Source organism: Myxococcus llanfairpwllgwyngyllgogerychwyrndrobwllllantysiliogogogochensis (genome assembly GCF_006636215.1).
Lineage (GTDB): Bacteria > Myxococcota > Myxococcia > Myxococcales > Myxococcaceae > Myxococcus > Myxococcus llanfairpwllgwyngyllgogerychwyrndrobwllllantysiliogogogochensis.
The window spans coordinates 1-386 of the sequence record NZ_VIFM01001014.1 but is presented as its reverse complement, the minus strand read 5'-3'; the positions used below and the strand labels follow the sequence as shown (position 1 = coordinate 386).

Annotated in this window: 1 protein-coding gene; it reads right to left on the bottom strand. The window is 71.0% G+C overall.

The window, feature by feature from the left end; genetic code table 11:
- Positions 1–386, bottom strand: a 386-nt coding sequence (locus FJV41_RS56660; protein ID WP_220138085.1) for a hypothetical protein, incomplete at both ends; no start/stop codon positions are given.

Genomic DNA, 386 nt, shown 5'->3' with positions numbered 1-386 from the left:
GGTGATCCACGAGGCGCGCGAACCGGCCAGCAGCAGCACGCCTCCCAGTGCGGCGGCGGCCAGCAACCACCCCGCACTGCCGAAACGCCGCGCCATCGGCAGCAGCAGGAAGGGTGACAGGCTGGCCAGTACCTGGCCGAATTTCAGGTTGCAGGGCCCGAGCGCGCCACTGAGGCGGTCGGCCAGTGCGGCTTCGTCGGCCGGGCACAGCGCGTGGCCACTTACGGCCAGCTTCAGGTGCTGCAGCGACCAGAACCATGGGCTGGTGCCGGCCAGCGCCTGTACCAACGCGTCCAGCGTCCACGCGCCGGTGATCAGCGCCAGGCCACCGAAGGTCAGCCGCCGCCGTTCCGGCGTGGCTACCGCGATCGCCACCAGCCACATGA